The following is a 430-nucleotide window of genomic DNA, read 5'->3' as shown; positions in this document are numbered from 1 at the left end:
GTCGATGTCCGCACGCAGAGTGTGCAATGGAACACGACCTTCGCGGTACCATTCGGTACGTGCGATTTCAGCGCCGCCAAGACGGCCGCTTACTTCAACTTTGATACCTTTAGCGCCAAGACGCATTGCGTTCTGTACTGCACGCTTCATAGCACGACGGAACATAACGCGACGTTCCAGCTGAGAAGTGATGCTGTCAGCAACCAATTTAGCGTCGAGTTCCGGTTTACGGACTTCGGCGATGTTGATCTGTGCAGGAACGCCAGCGATGTCCGCTACGACCTTGCGCAGTTTTTCGACGTCTTCACCTTTCTTGCCGATAACGATGCCTGGGCGAGCAGTGTGAATGGTCACACGGATGCTCTTCGCAGGACGCTCGATAACGATGCGAGAAACGGAAGCTTTCGACAGTTCCTTAGTCAGGAATTGA

1 protein-coding gene is annotated in these 430 nt (G+C 53.5%); it reads right to left on the bottom strand.

The annotated features are described in order from the left end of the window. The coding region (rpsC, locus tag N6G83_RS54565) for a 30S ribosomal protein S3 (protein ID WP_260524448.1) at positions 1 to 430 on the bottom strand (430 nt) is incomplete at both ends.

Source organism: Serratia sp. PL7 (assembly GCF_945957435.1).
Note: the sequence above shows the minus strand (reverse complement) of the source record. Positions and strands in the feature narration are given on the sequence as shown.